The following is a 14,045-nucleotide window of genomic DNA, read 5'->3' as shown; positions in this document are numbered from 1 at the left end:
AGGCGTCTGCGTTTCCGCTTTGTTGTGTCTTCACTTTATCAGCGTTCCGGTCCGCCACCAAATCGGTGTTTTTCCGGTGTGCTTCACAAGTGAAGGGGTGCTTCCTCTGTTTCCTTTGGAAGCGACTCTCCGAGTTTATCCTGTCCGAGCCACTGCTCGGACCGGCCAAACCGGGGAAGAGATGGACCGGCACGCCCGCTGACACGCGTTCGTCTCGCTCGGTCTGCGCCGCCCCGGGGCCGAGGGCCTTTCGGAGGCGACTCGGAGAACATTACCCCCGCTCTTCCCCGGAGGCAAACGCGGAAGAGCATGTCGCGCGTCACATTCGCGCGGCCCTCAGTTGAGCAGCCGTCCGGTCCCCGTGCCGGGGGCCGTGTAGAGCCACTCCACCTCCAGATCCACCGCGGCGACCGTGGCCGGCGAGTACGACATCAGGGCCTCGCCGCCCACGAACGCCGCCGCCAGCTGGGCGATGGTCGGGTTGTGGCCCACCACGAGGAGCGTCTCCACGTCGGCGTCCACGTAGGTGATCAGTTCCAGGAGCGTGTCCACACCGGCCGAGTACGCCGCCTCCGAGTAGTCGATCTCCGGGGAGGTGCCGAGTGCACCGAGGACCCCTTCGAGGGTCTGGCGGGTGCGCCTGGCCGAGGAGCAGATGACGTGGTCCGGGCTGTATCCCTGTTCGGCGAGCAGGCGGCCGACCGCCTCGGCCTGGACCTTGCCGCGGTCCGTCAGGGCGCGGTCGAAGTCGGCGAGGCCGTAGCCGTTCTCGGCCTTGGCGTGCCGGAGCAGGAGGAGGGTGCGTGCCATCACGACACCGACATCGAGACGAAGGCGAGGAGGAGGATGAAGCCCATCATGACCCCCACGATGACGAACAGACCCTTCATGCCGGACACCGGCAAGCACCCCCTGTAGACGCGTTCTCCCCCCAGGGTAGGCGCGGCCGCCGGGTGCCCGCCCGGCGGCCGCGTCCGTGCCCGCCCGCTGCCGCTACTTGGTGCGGGCCTCCTCCTTGCCGTCCTCCGGAGCGGCGTCGGGGGCCGTGGCGCCGGAGTCGCCCCGGGCCTGCGGTCCCTCCCCGGCCGGTGCGCTGCCGCCCGTCACCGGTTCGCCGCCGGCGAGGCCGGCCAGTTCCGTTCCGCTGTCCGCGCTGCGGCGCTTGGACCACAGGATCGCGCCGACCAGCACCCCGACCGCGACGACGGTCACACCGATGCGCAGGGCGACGTTGTCGGCGTAGACCACCACGCTGGGCGCGACGATCAGGGCGACGAGGTTCATCACCTTGAGCAGGGGGTTGATCGCCGGGCCGGCGGTGTCCTTGAACGGGTCGCCGACGGTGTCGCCGATGACGGTCGCCTCGTGGGCCTCCGAACCCTTGCCGCCGTGGTGGCCGTCCTCCACGAGCTTCTTGGCGTTGTCCCAGGCCCCGCCGGAGTTCGCGAGGAAGACGGCCATGAGCACGCCGGCGGCGATGGCGCCGCCGAGGAACGCGCCGAGCGGGGCGTACCCGAGGGCGAAGCCGACCGCGATGGGGGCCATGACCGCCAGGAGGCCGGGGGTGACGAGCTCCCGCAGGGAGTCCTTGGTGCAGATGTCGACGACGCGCGCGTACTCCGGCTTCTCCGTGCCGTCCATGATCCCGGGGCGGGTGCGGAACTGCTCGCGCACCTCCAGGACGACGCGGCCGGCGGCCCGGCCGACCGCCATGACGGCCAGTCCGGAGAAGAGGAACACGACACTGGCACCGATGATGACGCCGACCAGCACGTCGGGGTGGTCGAGGGAGAGCGAGAAGACCTGGTCGTCGCCGAGCCGCTCCTGCACCGAGGTGCGGAACGCGCCGAACAGGGCGGTCGCGGCCAGGACCGCGGTGGCGATCGCGATGCCCTTGGTGATGGCCTTGGTGGTGTTGCCGACGGCATCGAGGCCGGTGAGGATCTCGGCGCCCTCGCCCTTGACGTCGCCCGACATCTCGGCGATGCCCTGGGCGTTGTCGGAGACGGGCCCGAAGGTGTCCATCGCGACGATGATGCCGACGGTGGTGAGCAGACCGGTGCCCGCGAGGGCGACGGCGAACAGGCTCAGGGTGATGGACCCGCCGCCGAGGAGGAAGGCCGCGTAGACGGCGCCCGCGATGAGCAGGGCGGAGTAGACGGCCGACTCCAGGCCGACGGAGATCCCGGAGAGGATGACGGTCGCCGCCCCTGTCTCGGAGCTCTCGCCGATGTCGCGCACCGGCCGCTTGTCGGTCTCGGTGAAGTAGCCGGTGAGCAGTTGGATGGCGGCGGCCAGCGCGAGGCCGATGAGGACGGCGGCGACGGCGACGACCCGCGGGTCCGGGTTGCTTCCGGCCTCCTCCAGTTCGGCGAGGATCTGCGGGCTGACCCCGGACAGCTCGGTGAAGCTGCCGGGCAGGTACCAGTAGGCGGTGGCCGCGACCAGGGCCGCGGAGATCAGCGCGGAGATGAAGAAGCCCCGGTTGATCGCCGACATCGCCGACTTGTCCCGGCTGCGCGGGGCGACGATGAAGATGCCGATGATGGCGGTGACCACGCCGATCATCGGGACGAGCAGCGGGAAGACCAGGCCCTCGGTGCCGAAGGCGACGCGGCCCAGGATGAGGGAGGCGACGAGCACCACCGCGTAGGACTCGAACAGGTCGGCGGCCATACCCGCGCAGTCGCCCACGTTGTCACCCACGTTGTCGGCGATGGTGGCGGCGTTGCGGGGGTCGTCCTCGGGGATGCCCTGCTCGACCTTGCCGACGAGGTCGGCGCCGACGTCCGCGGCCTTGGTGAAGATGCCGCCGCCCACGCGCATGAACATCGCCAGGAGCGCGGCGCCGAAGCCGAAGCCCTCCAGGACGACGGGGGCGTCGCCCCGGTAGACGAGGACGACGAGGCCGGCTCCGAAGAGGCCGAGGCCGACGGTGATCATTCCGGCCACGCCGCCGGTGCGGAAGGCGATGCGCATCGCGGTGCGGCTGTCGGCCTCGGTGCCGCCGCGGGCCGCCGCCGCGACCCGGACGTTGCCGCGTACGGCCAGCCACATGCCGATGAAGCCGGTCGCCGCCGACAGCAGGGCGCCGAGGGCGAAGAAGACCGAGCGGCCGACGGCAACGGCCCAGGAATCCGCAGGGAGCAGGAGCAGCAGGAGCGGGATGGCGACGGCGAACACCGCGAGGGTGCGGAACTGCCGCCTGAGGTAGGCGCTCGCCCCCTCTTGGACCGCGAGGGCGATGTTGCGCATCCGCTCCGTGCCCTGCCCTGCGGCAAGGACCTCACGTACCAGCATCCCCGCGACGGCGAGGGCGAGGAGCGCCACCGCCATGACGACGACCACGAGTGTGAGATCGATGCCTTCCAGAACCAGGGCTGTGCCGCTCGAAGCGGCAAGGTTGAGCCCAGACAATCCGTCCTCCTTGAGACGGGCACGTCCATTTGTTCCCCGGCCGTGCAGAACACGCGAAATCATTCGCCGGATAGACGAAAGGCTTCCGCGCGGTCGTGGACGTACCGCCGCCCGAAAAGGACCTGACCTGGTTCGACGGCACGCTTTCCGGGGTAGGAGCAGTGCCTCCTTCGGTTGTGTCGCACACCGTCCGAGGCACCGGACCGCGGGCGGTGATCCGGGAATTCTACGCACGCCCGAGAAGAAAGAAGAGGGCCCATTGACGGTTTTCTGGGGCGGCTTTGAAGATGTGATCTCCCAGTGATCTCAGGGAGCGGATAAATTTCTTTATCAGCGACAATAGCCTTGTATAATGAAATAGCATGCCATTGCTGACAAAGCGCTCACCCGGGAAGATATCCGGAACCTGCCCCGTCCGTCACAGATCCGGTCGGCGCAGACGCATGCCGGAGGGGTCGATCCCCTCGCCCGGACGGGCCCGGCCCGCGTCCAGGTCGTCGGCCAGCGAGCGGGCGAACGCCGCCACGGCGGCGGTGTCGATCCCGTGCGGGGCCCGGGGGCCGAACGGCTCCACCCGGTCGGCCCCCCGCCGCAGCAGGCGGGCGGCACCGAGGGTGTTGCCGCGCTGGGCGTGCGTCACGCCCACGGCGGCCTGCGCCAGGCCGCGCCACAGCTCGCGCTCGGGTTCGGGGGAGGATTTCCACACGGCTTCGAGAACCTCGTGGGCGGTGAAGGCATACCCCTCGTCGAGCAGCCGCTGGGCCGTCTCCAGCCCCTCCTCCGCGGTGAACACGGCATCGTCGGGCACGCGCTCGACCTCTCCCGCGCTCCCGTGGGGCAGCGGGCGGCCGTAGCGGTCGCGGGGGCGCTGGTTCTGCGCCCTGCCCGAGGAGTCGCGGTCCCTCTCCCTGTGCTCACCCGTCACCATGTCCGTCCCCGCCTCTCAGGAGTGTGTCCGGTCCTCTCCGGCGTCCGCCGCTCCGAGCTGCGCGAGCCATGCCAGGAGCTCCTCGGAGACCGCTTCCGGCCTCTCCTCGTGGGGGAAGTGCCCGGCGCCGGGGATCTGCCTCCAACGGTAGGCCCCCGTCGTCACGCCCTGCGGGGCGCGTGCCGCCGGGGGCGGGCACACCGGATCGAGGGACCCGTGCAGTTGCAGGACGGGGACGTGCACGGGGGCGCGCATCCGGGCGCTGTAGCGCAGTCCGTCGGGGCGGAGCCGGGAGCGCAGGATCCAGCGGTGGTACTCGAGGGAGCAGTGGGAGACCTTGGGGATCGCGAACGCCTTCCGGTACTGCTCCTCGACCTCCGTACCGGGCCAACCGGGGCCGGACCAGTCGCGCAGCAGCTCCCCGATCCGGACGCAGCCGTCGGCGAGGAAGCGGTGCTCGGGCAGGATCGGCAGCTGGGCCCGGAGCATGTGCGCCAGGCCGGCGCCTCCGGAGAGGAAGGCGCGGAGGGCACCGCGCGGGTGCGGGGCGGAGACCACCGCCAGTGCGCGGACCGCCTCGGGGTGGTGGACGGCCGCGGTCCAGCCGATGAGGCCGCCCACGCCGTGGCCGACGACGACGGCCTCCCGCTCCCCCAGCGCCCGGATCAGCCCGGCGGCGTCCAGGGCGAGGGTGAGGGGGTCGTAGCCGCGCGGGGTCTTGTCGCTGGCGCCGTAGCCGCGCAGGTCGGCGGCGACCGCGCGGTGGCCCGCCTCGGCGAGGGCGGTCAGCTGGTCGCGCCAGGCCCACCAGAACTGGGGGAAGCCGTGCAGGAGCAGGACGAGCGGGCCCTCTCCCAGCTCGGCGACGTGGAAGCGGGCGCCTGCCGCGTTGACGGTCCTGTGGGTCCAGGGTCCGTCGACGTAGGCGGCCGAGTCGTCCAACACCTCGGTGTCTACCGCCGGTGGGTGACGGCGGTGGCCGCGCTCTGCGCCGTGGCGGCGGTGGCGACGGAGGTGTCACCGGGGCGGGGCGGGCGGATCTCCCTGCGCAGGATGGCGCGCAGGCGGGTCATGGTCAGGCTCGTGCGCTCCAGGCCCCGCATCTTGCGGAAGCTCAGCACGCCGAACAGCGCGAAGGCGAGGGCGATGAGCAGGTAGGCCAGGGTGACGATGCCGAAGCTCGCCCAGCCGGGCAGCGGGGTCAGCTCGTACAGGGCGAACGCGGCGGTCACCGAGAGGAGGATGACGAAGATGTGGGCCAGGACGGCGAAGACCGCGAAGCCCGCGATGCCCTTGCCGGCCTTGGTCGCCTCGGCCTTGGCCTCCGCCTTCGCGAGCTCGATCTCCAGGCGTACCAGACGGGAGAGGTTTCCGGTGGCGTCCGACACCAGCTCACCGAGGGTTCGGTCGGCGCTGGAAACGCCAGGTTCACCGGCACCCGGCTTGTCCACCATTGCGGGGTTTCCCTTCTCTCGGTCCGAACACGCGGATGATCCTCCGCATCCTCGCACATGCCCATGCTCGTATGTCCCTTACGGCACGCACAACGGGAAGGCTCGGTTTCGTCACACGCGTGAGCGGACCCGGCCGCGGGCACGCGGCGGGGTCTCGCGGAGCCGGCCGGTTCCGGGAGGCCCCGCCGGTGCGGCGGACGCGGCGCGGATCAGTCGCCGGGCTTGACCGAGGGCAGCTGCTTGGCGATGACCTCCATGATCGAGGAGTCGGTGAGCGTGGAGGTGTCGCCGACGGCCCGGTTCTCGGCGATGTCGCGCAGCAGGCGGCGCATGATCTTGCCGGACCGGGTCTTCGGCAGCTCGGGCACGGCCAGGAGCCGGGCGGGCTTGGCGATCGGGCCCAGCGACGTGCCGACGTGGTTGCGCAGCTCCTGGAGGAGGTCGTCGGGGACCTCCTCCTCGCCGCCTCGCAGGATGATGAAGCCGACGATGGCCTGGCCCGTCACCTTGTCGGTCGCGCCGACCACGGCGGCCTCGGCGACCCGCGGGTGGGAGACCAGGGCCGACTCCACCTCGGTGGTGGAGATGTTGTGGCCCGAGACGAGCATGACGTCGTCCACGCGGCCGAGCAGCCACATGTCGCCGTCGGCGTCCTTCTTGGCCCCGTCGCCGGGGAAGTACAGGCCCTCGAAGCGCGACCAGTAGGTGTCCTTGTAGCGCTGCTCGTCCCCCCAGATGCCGCGGAGCATGGCCGGCCAGGGGTCGCGGATCACGATGAAGCCGCCCCCGCCGTCGGGCACGGGCTTGCCCTCCTCGTCCACGACGTCGGCGGTGACGCCCGGGACGGCGCGCATGGCCGCGCCCGGCTTGCCCGCGGTGACGCCCGGCAGGGGGCTGACCATGATGGCGCCGGTCTCGGTCTGCCACCAGGTGTCCACCACGGGGGTGCGGTCGCCGCCGATGTTCTTGCGGTACCAGACGTAGGCCTCGGGGTTGATCGGCTCACCGACCGAGCCGAGGATGCGCAGGCTGGAGAGGTCGAACTGCGCGGGGACGTCGTCCCCCCACTTCATGAAGGTGCGGATCGCCGTGGGCGCCATGTAGGCGATGGTGACCTTGTACTTCTGGATGATCTCCCAGAAGCGGCCGCGGTGCGGCGTGTCCGGGGTGCCCTCGTACATGACGGACGTGGCGGCGTTGGCGAGCGGGCCGTAGACGATGTAGGAGTGGCCGGTGACCCAGCCGATGTCGGCGGCGCACCAGTAGACGTCGGTCTCGGGCTTGAGGTCGAAGACCGCCCAGTGGGTGTAGGCGACCTGGGTGAGGTAGCCGCCGGTGGTGTGCAGGATGCCCTTGGGCTTGGCCGTGGTACCGCTGGTGTACATGATGTACAGCGGGTCCTCGGCGTCGTGCGCCTCGGGGGTGTGCTCGGTGCTCTGGGAGCCGACGGCGTCGTGCCACCACACGTCGCGGTCGTTCCACTCGACGTCCTGGCCGGTGCGGCGGACCACGAGGACGTTCTCGACGAAGGGGCGCTCGGCCACCGCGGAGTCGACGGCGGGCTTGAGGGCGCTGGGCTTGCCGCGCCGGTAGCCGCCGTCGGCGGTGACGACCAGCTTGGCCTGGCTGTCGTCGAGGCGCTGGCCGAGGGCGTCGACGGAGAAGCCTCCGAAGACCACCATGTGGACGGCGCCGATGCGGGAGCAGGCCAGCATCGCCACGACGGTCTCGGGGATCATCGGCATGTAGATGGCGACGCGGTCGCCCTTGCGTACGCCGAGTTCGGTCATGGCGTTGGCCGCCTGGCAGACCATGTCCTTGAGTTCGGCGTAGGTGATGGTGCGGGTGTCGCCGGGCTCGCCCTCCCAGTAGTAGGCGACCCGCTCGCCGAGCCCCGCCTCGACATGGCGGTCGAGGCAGTTGACGGAGGCGTTGATCTTGCCGCCGGAGAACCACTTGGCGAAGGGCGGCTCCCATTCCAGGACGGTGTCCCAGGGCCGCTCCCACGTGAGTCGGCGCGCCTGCTCCTCCCAGAAGCCGAGGCGGTCCTCGGCGGCCCTGTCGTAGGCCTCCGCCTTGACGTTGGCGTTCTCGGCCAGGTCGGCCGGCGGGGGGAAGCTCCGTGTCTCGTGGAGGAGGTTGGACAGTGTCTCCTGGCTCTGGGAGGTGCTGTCGGCCACTGTGATGCTCCTTACGTCGGCTGGTCCGTACCAAACTAATCATGTGGCCCACGTCTCCGGAACAGCGGAGGCGGGTCCGGCGGCGGGAAACGGCCGGCGCGCGACGAACGGCCGGTGAGCGGTCGTCCGGCAGCGGTGAACGGTCCGTCCCCCAGGTGTGGGATCGGTGTCGGGAGGCGGTGTTACCGGCGCGTATGTTGGGTGCCGTGAGCGAATCGACTTCTGCCGCCCAGACCGACCCGCTGGCCCGGATCGCAGCACTGCCCGGCGTGGCCGAGGCCGTCCAGGAGACGCGGACCCTCGTGGACCGCCTTCTGGGACACCGGATCCTGCGCCGCCGCAGCAGCGACGTGTCCATGGAGTCCTCCCTGCGCGGTGCGTGCGCGTCGGCGGCCCTGGAGGGCGCCGAGGTCGCGATGGACGAGATCCGCGAGGGGCACGTCTACGACACCCGGATCAAGGGCGCGCTGCGGGTGTCAGGCGAGCTGGGGAGCCTGGTGGAGACCTGGCCGAAGGCACCGCGCCAGGTCCTGGCCCGCCTGCACACGCTCGCGGCCGCGGACGCGGTGGGCGAGGACGCGCTGGGCCGTCCGCGACGGGAGGGGGAGCGGGTCGAGGACCCGCTGGGGCTGGGCCCGGCGCCCGCCCCCCAGGTGGCGCACGCCCGGCTGGAGGGCCTGTACGCGCTGCTGGCGGCCCGGACGTCGGTGCCGGCCCTGGTGACGTCCGCCCTGGTGCACGGGGAGCTGATGGCCGTCCGCCCGTTCGGGTGGGGCGACGGTCTGGTGGCGCGCGCGGCCGAGCGGCTGACGCTGATCGAGCGCGGACTCGACCCCAAGTCCCTGGTGCCGTCCGAGCTGGGGCACCGCACGCTGGAGGACGGCTACGCCTCCGCTCTGCGGGGCTACATGAGCGGGACGCCCGAGGGTGTGGCGGAGTGGGTGGTCCACTGCTGCGAGGCCGTCCGCGCGGGCGCGCAGGACTCCCTGGCCACGTGCGAGGCGCTCAAGCGCGGCTGAGTCCGGTGGTGCGGCCCTTTTCCGCGTGACCCGCACCACTTCTCGCCGGAGGGCGAGAGGAGGAGGGCTCTCCATTCGGCGACGAACGGACGATAAAAGGATATCGTTTCGGTCACGCTTTTCGTCCGACGCTGTTTCCGTTTTGCCGCGCGCAGCGGAACGCACAAGCCGAACGGCGCTCCGGGATTGCTCCCGAAGCGCCGTCTTCGACACGTTCGCCCGGGTTAGCAAGCGTCCATGTTCTCTGGTCCGACCAGGCGCTTCTCGAACGCTCCGGCCTGGACAGGCCCTATGGGGCCGCGTGGCGCGTGGGTTCCCGGTTCACATGTCGGGGTGGTTCTCAGCCACCTGCTGCTTTCTTTCTACGCCCGCCCCTGGCTGCTGAAAAGGCTGTTTAACCAACCTTTTGCCACTGATTCCAGAACCGATACTCAGCGTCACGTGGTAATGTCACCTCAGCGCTCCCGAGGAACTTCTTCGCACCGCTTTCCCATGGCGGTGGCGTGTCCTCGGACCCGTGCGGCGAGAAGCCGCCCGGGGCGTACGCACGACACGCTTTCCGATGGTCCGGGACCCCCTCCCGTCGACCTTCCCGGAGGGCGGGCCGGTCCTCCCCCCAGGGCCGAATCGCGGCCGACCCACGCATCCCCCTGCCGTGGGCCGTAGACGCACCAGCCCGTCCACGGCACCTGTCGGGCGGGAATGCGTGCCTGCCCCCGTGTGCGCATCCCGCCCGCCAGGTGCCCCGCCGCCGGACGACCGGCCTCCCCACAGGACAGCCCTCCCCACAGAACGGCCCAGGTTTTCCACAGGCCGGGAGAAGGGCTTCTCCCCGGCCGCGGCGTCGGCGAAGGTCGGAAGGGTAGCCGAACCCTTCGGAGGCCTTTCCGTGAACGCCCCTCCCCTGCTCGCCACCGGCGATCCCGCGCTCCTGGAGGACCTGCTCCGGCTGGCCGCCGCGGCATCCACACCCGTCGAGACCGCCCGGACGGTCGACCGGGCGCTGCGACTGTGGCCGCGTGCCCCGCTGGTCGTCCTCGGGACGGACCTGCAGGGGTTCCTGCGCGGTTCCGACCCGCCGCCGCATCCGCGGTTCGTGGTCGTCGGCCGACCTGGGTCCCCGCCCGCGGCGGGAGGCGCCGCACCGATGCTGCTGCCCCGCGACGAGTCCGCCCTCGCCGGCATGCTCGCCCGGGCCGGAACCGCCCGGCCCGCAGCTCCCTCCGTGTCCGTCGTCGGCGGCCGGGGCGGTGCGGGCGCCAGCATCCTCTGCGTCGCTCTCGCGCTGGCCGCGGGGCGCTCCGGGCGCAGCGCCGCCCTGATCGACGCCGACCCCTTCGGCTGCGGCCCCGACCTGTACCTGGGGCAGTCCGTCGAACCGAAGCAGCAGACCGGCTGGCACGACCTCGTGGAGCGCCGGGGCCGGGTGCACTGGCGCGACCTCGGCGAGGGGCTGCCGGGCACGGCCGGGGTGTCGGTGCTCACGTGGGCGCGCGATCCCGGCCGGCCCAGGAGCCCCCTGCCCGCCGACGCGGCCCGGGCCGCCCTCGCCTCCGCCCGGTACGGGACCGACCTCGTGGTGGCCGACCTGCCGCGCTGGCTCGGTGCGGCGGGCACGGCGCTCCTCAACAGGTCCGACCTGGCGCTGCTGGTCGTTCCGGCGGAGGTCCCCGCGGTGGTGGCCGCGCACGCCCTCGTCCCCCGGCTGCGGAAGGAGGCACCGCAGGTGCGCGCCGTGGTGCGCGGAGCCTCGGGGGAGCTGACCGCCGACGTGGTGGCCCGCAGTCTGGGGGTGCCCCTGGCGGCCGACCTCCCCGCGGAACCCGGGCTCGAACGCCTCCTCGCCGCCGGCCGCGTTCCGGCCGACCATCCGCGTTCCCCGCTGGCCCGCTTCTCCGACCACCTGGTCTCCTCCCTCCTCGCGGAGGCGGCCCGGTGAGCGCCCCCGCGGCGGAGCGGTCGCTCACCGAGGCCGTACGCAACCGGCTGGCCGCCACCGGTGCGCCGGTGAGCCCGTCCAGCGTGGCGGCCGCTCTGAGGGCGGAGGGCGGCCTCCTGGGCGACTCCGAACTGCTGTCCATGACGCGCAGGCTCGCCGCGGACCTGGCCGGCGCGGGACCGCTCGAAGAACTCATGACCGAGAACGTGACGGACATTCTCGTCAACGGCCCCGACGAGGTGTGGGTGGACGACGGCGGCGGGCTGCGCCGGACCCGGGTCAGGTTCGAGTCCGCGGACGCGGTGCGCCGCCTGGCCCAGCGCCTGGCCGCCCAGGCCGGCCGCCGGCTGGACGCGGCCGTGCCCTACGTGGACGCCTGCCTGCCCGGAGGAGCTCGTCTTCATGCCGTGCTTCCCCCCGTGTCGCCGGCGGGTGCCTGCGTGTCCCTGCGGCTGCCGCCCCGGCGAACGTTCACCCTGGCGGAGCTGGTCCGGCGCGGCACGCTGGTCCCGCGCGGGGCCGCGCTGCTGCGGGCACTCGTGGAGTCACGTGCCTCCTTCCTGGTGAGCGGGGGCACCGGCACCGGGAAGACGACACTGCTGTCGGCCCTGCTGTCGCTGGTCGACCCGGGCGAGCGGATCGTCCTCGCCGAGGACTCCCCGGAGCTGCGCCCCGACCATCCCCACGTGGTGCGCCTCCAGAGCCGCCCCGCCAACATCGAGGGCAGCGGTGAGATCTCCCTGGAGGTCCTGGTCCGGCAGGCCCTGCGCATGCGCCCCGACCGCCTCGTGGTGGGAGAGGCCCGCGGACCGGAGATCGTCTCCCTCCTCGCCGCCCTGAACACGGGCCACGAGGGCGGGGCCGGCTCCCTGCACGCCAACGGCGCGGGGGACGTCCCGGCGCGTGTCGAGGCGCTCGGATGCGCGGCGGGGCTCGACCGTGGCGCCGTCCACAGCCAGCTGGCCGCCACGGGGGCGGTCGTCGTCCACCTCGTACGCGGCGCCGCCGGACGCCGCCTGGCCGAGGTCCGCGTCCTGCAGCGCGCCCCCTCCGGTCTGGTGCACGCCGTGCCCGCGGTGTCCTTCTTCCCCTACCGGGAGCACGCCGGGGCGGAGCAGCTCGTGTCCCGCCTGGGCGGAGGGTGGCGCACGTGCTGACCGCGGCCCTGTGCTCGGCCCTCCTGGCCCTGCTGTGCCTCGTCCCCGGGTCGCGGCCGGTCCGGTTGTCCCGGGCCCTCCCTCCGAGGTACCGGGACCCGCGCCGGCGCCCGGGGCGCACGCGGAGGAGGGAGCGTGTCTCACCCGTCGCGCTGTGCCGGGTGCTGGCCGCCGAACTCCGTGCCGGACAGCCCCCTGACGAGGCCCTGCGGCTCTCCGCCGCCGAGGCGGGGCTGCCCGGTGTCGCAGGGGCGGACGATCTGCGCCGCGCCGCCTCCGACGATCCCGAGCTGTGGGCACTGGCCTACCTGGCGGTGTGCTGGGAGGTCACCGCCGACACCGGCGCGGGACTGGCCGACGTGGTCGACTCACTCGCCGCGGAGCTCACCGAGCACCAGGAGCGGAGGGCCGAGGCGGTCGCCCGCACCAACGGCCCCCGCACCACCGCAGCCCTCCTGTGCGTGCTCCCCGCGATCGGCATCCTCCTCTCGGCCGGTATCGGTGGATCCCCGCTGGAGTTCCTGTTCACCACCCCGCTCGGGCTCGCCTGCCTCACGGCGGGGGCCGCCCTGGACGCGGCAGGGGTGTGGTGGACCCTCCGCATGGTGAACAGCGCGACGGCGGAGGTGTGAGAACGGTGTTTCCGTCCCTTCTGGGAGCCGCGGCCGTCTGGCTGCTCCTGCACGACGGCCGGACACGGCGGCTGCCGGTACGGCGGCGCCGCACCGTACCGGTGAGGCGGTTCCTCGGAGTGCTGGTGGCGGCCGCGGCCGCCGTCGCCGCCACGGCGGCGTTCGGGGTGGTGGGCCTGCTGGCCACCGCCGCCGGCTGCACCGCCCTGTGGCTGCGCACCCGCCGGGCCGTCCCGGCGCGGCTGCCGGTCACCGGTGAGCTGCCCGTGGTCGTCGGTCTCCTCTCGGCGGGTATCCGCGCCGGCGCGACCGTTCCCTCCTGCCTCTCCTCGATATCGCGCGCCGCCCGGGGGGACCTGGGCAGGGAGCTGGACCTGATCGCCCAGAGGCTGCGGCTGGGTGCCGACCCGGCGACCGCCTGGAGCGACACCGCCCTCCCCGAACCCCTCACCGCGATCGGCCGCGACCTGGCCCGCGCGGCCGACACCGGTGCCCCGGTCGCCGACCTGCTGGACCGCCACGCGGCCGATCTGCGCCGCGCCCTGCGGGCGAGGGCCACGGCCCGCATCGAACGCCTGGGGGTCCTGGTGGTGGCACCGCTGGGGGTGTGCTTCCTGCCCTCGTTCGTGCTGATCGGCGTCGTCCCGATGGTCGCCCAGCTCCTCACGCGGGTTCTCGGTGACTAGGCCTGTTTTCTGGATGCTCTCGCCGTATCGGCGGGGCCGATCCCCCGGCGGTACCGCCGGTTCCCGGCGGCGCCCCGGGAGCAGGCGGGGCCCCGGGAGCAGGCGGGGCCGGAGCAGGTCAGCTCTCGTCCTCGCTCAGGCCGTCCATGATGTCGTCCAGGACCAGGGCCCGGTCGCGCATGGGCATCAGGCGGAGCTCTCTGAGGGCGGAGGCGGTGTCCACGCTGGTTCCGCACGGGCCCTCGACCAGGCACACGCGCATGCAGTGCTGGGTCGGGCCGCGCCAGAAGTCGCGCTCACCGACCGGTGCGAGGCGGTAGGCCGTGGCCGGATACTCGGGTCTCCGCACCGGGGAGCGCCAGTGCTGCAGCCGGGCGAGGACGAAGCCGGTCATCAGCGAGTCGAACACACCCCTGGCCGCGAGGTCCTCCAGGGCCTCCCGGTCTCCCTCGGTCCGGCACTCCGGGCACCCTGCCAGCTCGGCCCGCAGCAGCCACCGTGCTCGGGCGTGGCTCACCTCGGTGTTGTTGAGCTTGCTCGGGTGTCGATGTCCCATACACCGGAGGTTACGGCTGTCGGCGCCCGGGCGCCCGTGACGCGCTCAGAACCTCCTCCACGTCTCTGACCAGGGCG

12 protein-coding genes are annotated in these 14,045 nt (G+C 72.5%); 5 read left to right on the top strand and 7 right to left on the bottom strand.

Annotated features, from left to right (window positions below):
* Nucleotides 1-336: 336 nt before the first annotated feature.
* The 6 genes from FHS13_RS20185 to acs form a co-directional block, all read right to left on the bottom strand.
* Nucleotides 337-810, bottom strand: coding sequence for a SixA phosphatase family protein (locus tag FHS13_RS20185; protein WP_184293525.1), 474 nt, complete (start codon nucleotides 808-810; stop codon nucleotides 337-339).
* Nucleotides 811-993: 183 nt separating this feature from the next.
* Complete coding sequence (locus tag FHS13_RS20180; RefSeq protein WP_184293524.1) at nucleotides 994-3,417, bottom strand: sodium-translocating pyrophosphatase; 2,424 nt, start codon at nucleotides 3,415-3,417, stop codon at nucleotides 994-996.
* A 418-nt stretch (nucleotides 3,418-3,835) separates the two neighbouring features.
* Nucleotides 3,836-4,345, bottom strand: coding sequence for a DUF309 domain-containing protein (locus tag FHS13_RS20175; RefSeq protein WP_184293523.1), 510 nt, complete (start codon nucleotides 4,343-4,345; stop codon nucleotides 3,836-3,838).
* A gap of 15 nt (nucleotides 4,346-4,360) precedes the next feature.
* A complete protein-coding gene (locus FHS13_RS20170) occupies nucleotides 4,361-5,290 on the bottom strand; it encodes an alpha/beta fold hydrolase (protein WP_184293522.1) in 930 nt (309 codons plus the stop codon).
* An 8-nt stretch (nucleotides 5,291-5,298) separates the two neighbouring features.
* Nucleotides 5,299-5,799, bottom strand: coding sequence for a phage holin family protein (locus FHS13_RS20165; RefSeq protein WP_184293521.1), 501 nt, complete (start codon nucleotides 5,797-5,799; stop codon nucleotides 5,299-5,301).
* 209 nt (nucleotides 5,800-6,008) lie between these two features.
* Entirely contained in the window at nucleotides 6,009-7,979 is a 1,971-nt protein-coding gene (acs, locus tag FHS13_RS20160) for an acetate--CoA ligase (RefSeq protein ID WP_184293520.1), read from the bottom strand.
* Between the two features lie 194 nt (nucleotides 7,980-8,173).
* Here acs and FHS13_RS20155 point away from each other — a divergent pair, with 194 nt between their 5' ends.
* The 5 genes from FHS13_RS20155 (at nucleotide 8,174) to FHS13_RS20135 (ending at nucleotide 13,412) form a co-directional block, all read left to right on the top strand.
* Nucleotides 8,174-8,998 carry a Fic family protein gene (locus FHS13_RS20155; RefSeq protein WP_184293519.1) on the top strand — a complete coding sequence of 275 codons (825 nt, stop codon included), beginning with the start codon at nucleotides 8,174-8,176 and terminating at the stop codon, nucleotides 8,996-8,998.
* A gap of 889 nt (nucleotides 8,999-9,887) precedes the next feature.
* A complete protein-coding gene (gene ssd / locus FHS13_RS20150) occupies nucleotides 9,888-10,937 on the top strand; it encodes a septum site-determining protein Ssd (RefSeq protein WP_343065102.1) in 1,050 nt (349 codons plus the stop codon).
* The gene (locus FHS13_RS20145; RefSeq protein ID WP_184293517.1) at nucleotides 10,934-12,094 is read left to right on the top strand and encodes a TadA family conjugal transfer-associated ATPase; all 1,161 of its coding nucleotides are present in this window, start codon (nucleotides 10,934-10,936) and stop codon (nucleotides 12,092-12,094) included. Before ssd ends, FHS13_RS20145 begins: the two co-directional genes overlap by 4 nt.
* Nucleotides 12,088-12,726, top strand: a complete 639-nt coding sequence (locus FHS13_RS20140; protein WP_420222505.1) for a type II secretion system F family protein — start codon at nucleotides 12,088-12,090, stop codon at nucleotides 12,724-12,726. The genes FHS13_RS20145 and FHS13_RS20140 overlap by 7 nt, the downstream gene beginning before the upstream one ends.
* A 5-nt stretch (nucleotides 12,727-12,731) precedes the next feature.
* The gene (locus FHS13_RS20135) at nucleotides 12,732-13,412 is read left to right on the top strand and encodes a type II secretion system F family protein (RefSeq protein WP_184293515.1); all 681 of its coding nucleotides are present in this window, start codon (nucleotides 12,732-12,734) and stop codon (nucleotides 13,410-13,412) included.
* Between the two features lie 118 nt (nucleotides 13,413-13,530).
* Here the strand turns inward: FHS13_RS20135 and FHS13_RS20130 are convergent, their stop codons facing one another.
* Nucleotides 13,531-13,968 (bottom strand): hypothetical protein, encoded by a 438-nt coding sequence (locus FHS13_RS20130; protein WP_184293514.1) that lies wholly within the window; start codon nucleotides 13,966-13,968, stop codon nucleotides 13,531-13,533.
* Nucleotides 13,969-14,045: the final 77 nt, after the last annotated feature.

This window comes from Nocardiopsis algeriensis (genome assembly GCF_014203695.1).
Classification (GTDB): Bacteria; Actinomycetota; Actinomycetes; order Streptosporangiales; family Streptosporangiaceae; genus Nocardiopsis; species Nocardiopsis algeriensis.
Note: the sequence above shows the minus strand (reverse complement) of the source record. Positions and strands in the feature narration are given on the sequence as shown.